Genomic DNA, 10,115 nt, shown 5'->3' on the forward strand with positions numbered 1-10,115 from the left:
CTATGATTCGCAGGTTGAAGACCGCCATGCTGCGCACCCGCCGTTTTGCCGGACGGGTAGAGCGCATGGAGGGCCGACGCATCCACGGCTGGGTGTTCGATCGCAAGCAGCCGGACGCGGCAGTGCCGCTTGTTCTTGAAATGGACGGCCGCGAAATCGGACGCGGTCTTGCCGACCTGCCCCGTCCCGACGTGCAGCAAGCCGGTCTTGGTCCTGAACGGTGCGGCTTCCAGTTCGATTTGCCTGCGGGCCTGCCGGATGGGCGGGCTCACCGCCTGATTGTCCGCCTGCCGACAGGTGCCACCCTTCGCGGGGCGACGCTGTCGATCCAGCCGGCAACCACTGCAACACATGGCACTGCCGCGCGCTTCAGCGACACGGGCCTGAAGGGTGCGGTTGAAAGGATCGGACCGAACGACGTTTCCGGCTGGATTCTGGATCCGTCAAATGCGGACCGGGCTGTCGATCTGTGCCTGAAGGTAGACGGCAGCGTGCTTTTGACCGCTACGGCTCAACTCGAACGGCGGGACGTCCTTGCGTCCGGCCATGCCCGTCTTGCATCAGGTTTCCGCTTTGATCTTCCAGATCTTCTGTTTGACGGCCACCCCCACCACGTCCAGATCATCGAGAACAGTTCCGGCGCCGTTCTTCCGGGCGGGGAGACACAGTTCACAGGCACTTCGGAAGGCGTCGCCTTCTTCCGCAGCGAGGCCGTTGCGATAGCCGGCTGGCTACGCCCCGCAGAGGCGGTCAGCGTTCAGTTCAACGATGAACCACCCGTCATCGCGGGTGTCACTGCGCCGGTGGCAGGGCTTGGCACGGATCGCGGCGGGTTCGAGGTTCCTGTGCCCGGACATCTGCTGGATGGGAACTGGCACAAGGCGCTGGTGCGCCACCCCGCCACCGGCCGATTGCTTGATGGCGGCGCGATCACGTTCCGCATGAAGGCCAGCGGCCGCCCGGCCTTGCGCGGGGCACGCCTTATCGGGGGGAGGTTCGAGGCCTCTGTCACCGATCAGGCAGGACAACCCCTGCATCTTCGGGTCGGCATCCAGATCGACGGACGGCAATTGCCAGCCGTGGTTTCGAATGCAAGCCGCGCCACGCCCATCAGCGGCGAGCGGCGGGCCCAGAACCTGCTGACATTCGCCGTTCCGCCCAGTGCACGCGAACTAGCGCTTTGGAACGACGAAGCAGACGGGCAGTTGTTGGGCCGCTGGGTGGTGAACGACAACCGTCTTTGGCCAGCTGAGCAGCAGGCAGAGATCGCGGCCGAAATCTCGGAGCGAACCCTTCGGGATCCCGCAGTGATCCAGGGCGCGCAGGATGCTTTTGCACGCTTCATCGAAGGCGACGCACCGGGGTTCGACCCGCTTTGGTATGGGCTGACCTATCACCGCCGTACCGACATGGACCAGGCCGAGGCACTTGCATCCTATGCTGCTGGTGCAAAGGCAGGCCAATCACCCTCCCCCTTCTTCGACGAGGGTGCTGCGCGACGCCTGTATCCTGCCGTGGAGCAAGCGGTCGATGCGGGGAAGCTTCCCTGTGCCTTCGCGCTTTATCTGCATCTGGGGCGTGGCCTGTCGCTTAATCCCTTGGGCAACACGAACCTGCGCCCGCTGCTGGATCGCGTGGCGCCTGCGTCACCTGACCCTGTGGCAGCCCTGCGTGATCTTGGCGATGTGACGCATGCAACTGCACATTTCGCCGAAGCCCCCCCGCTGGTGGCAGGGCTGCTACCGCCTGCCTCGGCGCAACGGGAAGCTTCGGAATGTGTCTTCACAGCATGGATGAACCGGCTTTCGATCACCGCCAGCCAGCGCGAAGCGCTGCACAGGGATGAAGAGGCTGCCCGCCTGAAGATTGAAAAAAGCCGGCTGGAGACGCGGCCCCTTGTCAGCATCATCATGCCGACCTTCAATCGCGCCCATACCATCGGCGACGCAATCCAAAGCGTACTGGACCAGACTTACGATCATTTCGAGCTTCTTATCTGTGATGACGCCAGCGAGGATAAGACCGCCGATGTCATCAAGCAGTTCGACGATTCCCGCGTCCGCTACATGCAGTTTGCCAAGTCGAACGGTGCGGGAACACGAAACAAGGGCCTGCGCTTTGCACGCGGTGAGGTGATCGCCTACCTGGACAGCGACAACCTGTGGAATCCACACTTTCTGGATGTGATGCTGCGGGCACTGCTGGCCCAGCCCGGAAACTCCATCGCCTATTGCGGCTATCTGGACACAGAAACGTTTGGCGCAAAGGTAACGCTTCAGGCGCTGTCACATCCGCCGTTCAACCCGATCGCGCTTTCAGCCCGGAACTTCATGGACCTGAACACGATCGTGCATCGTCGCCATGTATATGATTGGCTGGGTGGCTTCGATCCGGATCTTCCGCGCCTTCAGGACTGGGATCTGATGCTCCGCTACAGTTCTGTCTTCCGGCCGGTTTTCGTGGATCATACGCTGGTCTACTACCGCCGAAACGTCGCCTGGGGTCAGGTGACCCATGTGTTCCTGAACTCTGGTGCGCAGAACAACGTGAATCGCAAGACGCAGGAGCGGCTTGAACACTCCCATGTGCGCCTGTCCATGGACTGGCCCGAACGGCGCAAGGTACAGGTCCTTGCAGCGCCGGATGGCGGAGCAAGCCTTCTTGCGCGGTCCCTCAACGGCCTTGCCGGCGCCTTCGCCGATATCGACCTGCATGTCCTGGAAGATACGCCCGAGGCGATGGCACGGCTCGGCTTCGATGCTGCGCTGGAAAACACCATGCATCCGGTGATCTGCATCGGATATTCGGTTCCTGCGGTGGATGCGCTTGCAAAGGCCCTGCCCGCGGCGGACATCTTCATTCTGGATATGGGCGATGCTGGCCTTGTTCTGCGCGATGTTCGCCAGTCGGCACATGCCTGGCATCTTGGCGCCCTTCCGCTGGCCGAAGAGACCGCTGTGAAGATGGGCAGTCCCACGATCACGATCTTCCCTGCCGCCGAGGATCGCTACAAACCGGCACGACTGGCCGCCGCCGCACGAGAGCATGATCTGGACATCATCGTGCCACCCGAAGGCATGGCTGGCGGGGACTGGTTAATCCTGCACGGGTCCGGCCTGACCGAACGGCTCTCCTTTGATCAGGGGTTGGCGGCATGCCTCAGCCGGACCCGTGTCCTTTCCTGTATCCCGGAAATGGAACGCCTGACGCCGGCCGAATTTTCCTTGGCCATGCATCTTCAGGCCCGTGGCGCGGCGATGGCCCTGACGCCTTCGCCATTGGCGGATCAATGGATAGGCACGCGCTGCGCCTATGCCCTTCCGGTTACCAATCCTGACTGGATCGCCGAGAAACTGGGGAAGCTCATGCTTTCGCCGGATCACGAACGGCTGGCCAAGGCAGCAACAACCGCCTGGCGCATCGCCTACCATCCCGAACTCACGCAAGAACGACTTGCCGTGGCCCTGCACGCGATCCTGCACGGGACCAACATGCCAGAGCTTTCACATGTCTGAACCCTGGATCGTGCCGATTGTGCATCGCGGCCTCGTCCTTGTTGAAAAGGGATCGGAAGACCTTCAGGTTTCCCTGAACGGAGTGGAAGTTCCGGGCACCGGCCCGCGCCGCAGCATCATCCCTCCGCCGCAGGCCTTCAAGCTTCGCACGGGAAAGAGCGAGGTCACCATCCGCCCCGGCGGATGGACAGGGCGGGTCACGGCTGTCGTGGGGCGTCTTGTCTCCGGCCAGGCTCAAGATCTTCAGGACCCTGCGTCCGATGTTGCCGTTATCGCGTTTTCGGGCACGCAGATCATGGCCTTCGCGACAGCGCGCGCAGCCGATGACGGACGGTTTCTTCTGGTCCTGCCGGAAGAGGTTGAAACAGGCCCGCGCCGTGTCCTGCATCTTGGCATCGTGAACTCGGATTATCTTCTTGAAGGCGGCGTGATTGCCGTGGGGCAGCCAGAGGCACGTCCCCATGGTCACCGCCGTTCCTCCACCAGCCGCACCATCCGGATCAAGATCGCCTGCCCCAATCTTAAGGAGGCACCTGCATGGGGCGATTACCATTTCGCCCGGTCACTTCAGACATCGCTGGAGGCATTGGGCCAAAGGGCAATCGTCGATACAGCCGATGCCTGGTATTCGCGCCGCGATGATGAGGATGTTGCCATCGTCCTGCGGGGGCGCGCGCGCTATAACGTGCAGCCGGGCAAGATAAACATTCTTTGGCTGATCTCGCATCCTGACCGGGTGACGCCGGATGAATATGCCGACTATGACAAGGTGGCGGTTGCCTCGGACATATATGCGCAAACCCTGCGCATGCAGCGTGTCGCCAATGTGGTGACGATGCATCAGGCAACGGATGTCCGGCTGTTCCGGTCCGACTTGTCGTTGCCGCGCAAACGAAGCTGCCTGTTCGTCGGCAACTCCCGCCGCGAATACCGCACCATGGTCCGCTGGTGCATCCAGCGCGACATTCCCCTGGATCTGTATGGCGGCGGGTGGGAAGGCATTCTGGATCCGGCGATGGTTCAGGCAAGCACCATCGCGAATGTTGATCTGCCGCGGTTCTATGCCAGCCACCAAATCCTGCTGAACGATCACTGGGACAGCATGCGGAAAAACGGCTTCCTGTCGAACCGGCTGTTCGACGGAAGTGCGACCGGCACGCCGATCGTCACGGATGCCATCGCCGGTATTGCCGAAGTGTTCGGAGATACCATCCCGACCGCAGCCAGCGCAGAAAGCTTCGCTGCTCTGATAGAAGATGGCCTGACCCGCCCCGACATATGGCTTGAGCGGGCCGCTGAAGCACGACGCATTGTTCACGAAGCGCACAGCTTCGACCACCGCGCGGCAGAGCTTGTCGCCATGATCGAAGACTTGTCCTGAGACTGCGGGTGACCGGCCGGCGATACAGCCGCAGGAAGCTTAACCTCCTGCCTTCAACGGGATTGCGGCAAGCTTCTGCACGACCGCTCCGGCCAGATCCTCTTGACCGTGAAACGGGACCGGGTATCCGTTCGGGGCGGCACGTACTGCCTCGCCTTGTGCGCCCAGATCAAAGCAAAGCACGGGAAGCCCGGTCGCCAGCGCCTCATGGGTCGTGAACGAGAAGGTTTCGGGCCAGATCGACGGTATCAACCAGCATCCGATCCCGTACTTCTGCACCAGTGCGGGCAACGTCTGTATATCGTAGGCCCCGTTCACGATCACGTGCGACGGCAGCGGGAAGGCAGGATCGAAGTCACCGATCACGACCAGCTTCCTGCCTTCAAGACGGCGACCCAATTCGACCACCACGGCCGCCCCCTTCTGGGCGCCGATATTTCCCAGAACTCCGACGGCGTTGCCGGCAGCAGGAATGGAAGCAGGCGTATGGCGCAGGCGGTGCGGCCGAACCTGAATACGCGCCGCCACATCGGGCCAGACTGCGGCCACATGCCGGCGGCTATCATCGGAAAAGACGGTGATCTCCGTACTCTCATGCGCAGCGGCATGCCATGCATCTTGCCATTCGCGCAGGCTCAGGGGCCGGTCGCCGCGCCGGCGGAAGATGTGCGCAGCATCCATGGACCCGGATACCTCGGCACCGCGATACATCCCATCCTCATCCAGCAGGCAATAGGAGGGGGAAAGCGGGAAGTAATCGTGAAACAGCAGATCCAGCCGGTCCTGGGGCCGCGCTGCCAGACGAAGAAGTACGGAGGGAAGCGTGGCGGGATCGAGATCCCCCACTCCGCAGCCATAAACCACGTGGCGGGCAGGCAGCGGATTCAGCAGGGAAAGCATCAGATTATCGTCATCGGTCATACCGGCCGTTACAGCATCCGGCAGATGAACCTCCACCCGCCACCTGACGGCACCGCCAACGCGCAGCACGATTGCGGCGCCTGTCTTTTGCAGATCCTCTTTCAGGCGCGCTTGAAGATACATTTCGGCCCCGCCCCCAAGACTGTGGGCAAGATGAACCGGCACGGCGCCTGAAGCCCTTGCGCCGGCAAACCCGATGGCCAGTGCCAGGCGGACCGTCCGCAGTGGATCGTCCTGAATGAATCGCTGCACCTCCAGATCGTATTTCGGGTATCGCTCGCTGACGATGCGGTTATTGGCCTGAACCAGCGCAAGCTTCGCATCGCTTCCGAAGCTTTCGCCCCCCCGATGTTCAACGAACAAGGACCCGATACCGATGTGGCGGCCGCCAAGGGCCCGCGTTTTCTGGCACCAGTCCACCTCTTCGCCATAGCCGCGGCCGAAAACGGGATCGAAGGCAGGAATACGGCGCAGAAAGTCCATCTGCATCGCCATGCAAAACCCCACGCCGGTTGGCGCCTCCACATCGGCGGCTTCGCCGAAGCGCTGTGCGACCTGGTCAAGGGCGTCCGCCTCTCCGGGCTGCAGCGGGGTGCGGGTGCAAATACGGGGCACCGAAAAAATTTCGGCGTCATTCGACATCGGGGTCACGGTTGCGACAGTCGGGTCCGCCAGTGGGCGCAAAAGGCGGCTTGTCCAGCCGGCGGGCACGAACGCGTCGGAGTTCAGCAGGATGACCGGCTCCCCCCGCTTCCGGGCAATCTCGAACGCCTTGTTGACGCTGCCGATAAAGCCGAGATTTGCCTTGTTCTCCACCAGCTCCACGTTATCGCGCCCCGCGCACCAGTCGCGCAGAAACGGGCGGACCGAGGGATCGGATGAGCAATCCTCGACTATGACAAGATGGAACGGCATGTCCGTGTGGCGGACGACCCGGTCCAGAACCTCGGGCAGAAGATCGAAGGCGTTGTAAACCGGCAGGATGATTGTCGGCGATGCAGGCAAGGCCGCAGGTGCGCCCGGCTGAAGCTGGCGTGCATCGAGCACATGCGCGGTGGGAAGATCATCCAGACCCAGCCGACGCTTGATGCGTGACCGTGCTGCCTGATCGCGGCCACGCTTCCATCGGGCCGCATCGGGAAGGCTTGCCCCTACGCGCATGGCGAAGGATGGAAGCAACCGAAGCTGCGCCGCGCGCCGTTGAACCAGCGAGGGTGCGGGAAGGGCCCATGCCATCGTCTGACCGCTCAGGCCATGAATCAGAAGCGCGGCGTCCAGATCTGGTGCAGTGGCAGTCAGGCTGAAGCCGATCGTATCGGGCAGATGCATCGCCTGGGCAACATCGCGGCGGGGCAGGTTCGGCCGCGTCGTCGCGCTGATCCCGTTGGCGGAAAGAAGCGATATCTGGTCGGCTGCAGTCCATCCTGTGACGGTGACAGACCCGCGGCTCCAGATGACCTGATCGACATGGCCGACAACTTTTCCACTGACATCGCGAAGATGCGGGCCGGGCAAGGCGATGGTCAGATGCCGCAAGGCGAAGCGTGCAAAGAGGCGGCGGGCTGTCTGCAGGATCATCACACTTCCGACGGCTGATATCAGCATCGTCTGTAAAGAAGGTGGTTCAGACTGTCCATTGGCCGGAGGCTGGTCTTGAGACCGGCATGGGAGCCAAATAAGGCGGATGGTAAATGGTGCCGCTGAAGGGACTCGAACCCCCGACCCCATCATTACGAATGACGTGCTCTACCAGCTGAGCTACAGCGGCCTGGTGGCGGGGCTTTAGCATCCCCGCGACCGGTCGTGAAGCCCTAATCTGCGGGTTTTTCCGCTGGCGGGGGATTTTCGTCTTCCGCATGCTCGGGCGCGGGGTTGACGATGCGGGGTTCAGGCCCCGGCGCGCCGACGATCAGGGGCAGAAGTTCGGTCCCGGTTGCCGAAGGGCCGGCAGTGTCAGCGGGTTCACGCCATGTCAGGGTGTCGAACCCACCGCACTGTTCGCAGACAGGGGTCCATTGTGCGTGAACGACCTGACACTTGTCACAGCACCATTGAGGACCGCGCGGCGCGGTCAGCGCCCGTGTAAGCCAGCCGCGCACCACTGCGTCATCGGCCCCCTCCCCACGTTCGATTGCCGCCATGATGGTCAGGACACGAACGGTGGGATGTTCCTGGGGCAGCTTGCCGATGGCGCGCCGGGCTTCGGGAAAATCTTCGGCGGCGATGGCAAGTTCGGCCTTCAGCATCATTGCTTCGGGGTGATCGGCATGCACATCCGTCAGCGGGGTGAAGCGCCTCAGGCGCTGCTGCGGGGACTCATCGGGGTCGATTTCGGCAAAGACGGCGGCCAGATCGGGATGCGGCTGCACCTCCCAGGCCTTGCGAAGGATGCGCGCAGCGTGGCGCTGGTTGCCCTGCGCAATATAGCTGCGGGCGGCCAGCACCGCTGCGGGGATCAGGTCGGGCGACAGCTTGTTCGCCTCGATGGCAGCTTCCCGCGCCTCGATGGAGGCACCGTCCTGCATGACCGTTCTTGCCTGCTGCAGCGCCAGAACAGCATCGCGGCGCTGGAAGACCGCCTTGGGAAGGGAGCCTGTCTTGCGCTTGGATTCCAGCGTGGCACGTGCGCCTTTCCAATCGGCGGATTCTGCCTGAAGCTTCAGCAGGATGTCCTGTGTTTCGGGATGCTTCGGCTTCAGGGCAAAGGCTTTTTCGGCCAGTCGCAGCGCAGTGTTGGTATCGCCTTCCTCAAGCTTCTGGCGCAAAAGGCCGCGGATGCCCACAAAGCGGGTGCGATCCTGTTGCAGCAGCGCCTTGTACGCATCCTCGGCACGCTGACGATCCCCGGCCTGCTCGGCGCTCTGGGCAAGAAGCAGGGTGGTCAGCGCAGGCTCGTCCAGCAGGCGATGGGCAGTCTCGGCGCGGCTCAGTGCCAGCTTCGGCTCCCCCGAGGCGAGGGCCAGAAGCGCGTCGGACACCGCCTCGCGCCCCTTGCGGATGTTGCGGCGGCGGAAATGGCGGCTGAGTGCGGTTTCATCGCCGTTCAGGAAGCGCAGGAACGCCAGAAGAAAAGCGCCAAGGTGCAGCACCAGCCACAGCACAAGGATCAGCAGGAAAACGGCGATCAGAACCTGAACCGGGCCCAGCGTGAATTCCCATCCCGAAACGGCCACGCGCATGCCGGCGTCGTTTTCCAGCATCCAGCTTGCCGTCAGTCCAAGGACGGCGACGACGCCGATGAAAAGAAGGATCTTGATCAGGGACCACAGCATTTACCGCGCACCCCCGTCCATCTGGGCCAGTGCTTCGGTGGCAGCGACACGACGTTCCGCCTTTTCGCGCCAGTCGGACATCGCAGCCTGCCCTTCCAGCGGCAGGCGACCGATCTCGTCCAGCGCACCTTTCACGTTGCCCGCGCCCAGCGCGGCCTCGGCCCGCGACAGGATGGCGTCGGGATCGTCCCCTTCGCGCGGGGTCAACGAACGTGCGCCGGTTTGCGTCCGCAGGAAGGCCCCCACGCGGTCGCCCCAGCCGGCATCGCCATCGGCACGAAGCGACGCATCAAGCGCAGCACGGGCCGCTTCGGGGAAGTCTTGCAGCAAGGCGGTAACGGAGGGCACGCCATTGGCATTGTTGGCCAACGCCTCCGGCACCTCGACCTGTGCATCGCGCAGATCCTTGACGGCGGCATTGAAGGGCGTGCCACTGTCCAACGCACCCGCTATGCGCGCCAGCGCCGCAGCGGTGCTGCTTTCGCGCGCGGCGGCTTCGGCTTGGCGCTGCATTTCCTGCGCTTGTGCGCGGGCATCTTCCAGTTGCTTCTGCGTCTGGTCAATCGCGGCCTGCAGATCGGACCCGATGGCACCTTCGCTGATCCGGTTGCGCAATTCGTCCAGTTGGGACTGCAGATCCTGCACCGAAACATCGGGATTTTCCAACGCCGAGATTCGCTCCTCCAGCGGGGCCAGATCGGGTTGCGACATCGCACCCAGCTGATCGCGCAAGGCAGTGATTTCCTGCGCCTGTCGCTGAATTTCTTCGCGCAGTGGGGTAAGATCCTGCACCGGCCAGCCACCCGGGATCATCCGCGCGGCGCCAAAGCCGATCACCGCGGCGATGATGCCCCCCAGAATCAGCGGCAGAAGGACCGAGCGGCCCTGCGATGCCGTGTCTTTATCGGCGGGTTTCGGCGGCTCTTCGGGCGTTTCCTGCGGAGGGACCGGCTGGGCCTCGGTGGCGGGGACATCCCTGACCTCGGGCTCTTGAGTCTCGGGGCGGGTGTCTTCGTTTGCCATGCC

General features: G+C 63.2%; 5 protein-coding genes and 1 tRNA gene. 2 read left to right on the forward strand and 4 right to left on the reverse strand.

The features are described from left to right. Positions 1-2: 2 nt before the first annotated feature. Positions 3-3,515, forward strand: a complete 3,513-nt coding sequence (locus JX25_RS11085; RefSeq protein ID WP_164876115.1) for a glycosyltransferase family 2 protein — start codon at positions 3-5, stop codon at positions 3,513-3,515. Then, complete coding sequence (locus JX25_RS11090; RefSeq protein WP_164876116.1) at positions 3,508-4,896, forward strand: CgeB family protein; 1,389 nt, start codon at positions 3,508-3,510, stop codon at positions 4,894-4,896. Before JX25_RS11085 ends, JX25_RS11090 begins: the two co-directional genes overlap by 8 nt. A 39-nt stretch (positions 4,897-4,935) precedes the next feature. Here JX25_RS11090 and JX25_RS11095 read toward each other — a convergent pair whose 3' ends face one another. The 4 genes from JX25_RS11095 to JX25_RS11110 all read right to left on the reverse strand — a co-directional run. Continuing rightward, on the reverse strand, positions 4,936-7,395 hold the full coding sequence (locus JX25_RS11095; protein ID WP_241557913.1) for a glycosyltransferase: 2,460 nt from the start codon (positions 7,393-7,395) through the stop codon (positions 4,936-4,938). Between the two features lie 114 nt (positions 7,396-7,509). After that, positions 7,510-7,585, reverse strand: a tRNA-Thr gene (locus JX25_RS11100). Positions 7,586-7,628: 43 nt separating this feature from the next. Beyond that, positions 7,629-9,089 carry a heme biosynthesis protein HemY gene (locus tag JX25_RS11105; protein ID WP_128255040.1) on the reverse strand — a complete coding sequence of 487 codons (1,461 nt, stop codon included), beginning with the start codon at positions 9,087-9,089 and terminating at the stop codon, positions 7,629-7,631. Then, positions 9,090-10,115: COG4223 family protein (locus JX25_RS11110; RefSeq protein WP_206611549.1), on the reverse strand; the 1,026-nt coding region annotated here is incomplete at its 5' end.

Source organism: Falsirhodobacter deserti (assembly GCF_004015795.1).
Taxonomy (GTDB): Bacteria; Pseudomonadota; Alphaproteobacteria; order Rhodobacterales; family Rhodobacteraceae; genus Falsirhodobacter; species Falsirhodobacter deserti.

Excerpts from the sequence above, each read along its gene's own strand:
- JX25_RS11105 (WP_128255040.1), bottom strand. The coding sequence starts at position 9,089 with ATGCTGTGGTCCCTGATCAAGATCCTTCTTTTCATCGGCGTCGTCGCC.
- JX25_RS11085 (WP_164876115.1), top strand. The coding sequence starts at position 3 with ATGATTCGCAGGTTGAAGACCGCCATGCTGCGCACCCGCCGTTTTGCC.
- JX25_RS11095 (WP_241557913.1), bottom strand. The coding sequence starts at position 7,395 with ATGATCCTGCAGACAGCCCGCCGCCTCTTTGCACGCTTCGCCTTGCGG.
- JX25_RS11090 (WP_164876116.1), top strand. The coding sequence starts at position 3,508 with ATGTCTGAACCCTGGATCGTGCCGATTGTGCATCGCGGCCTCGTCCTT.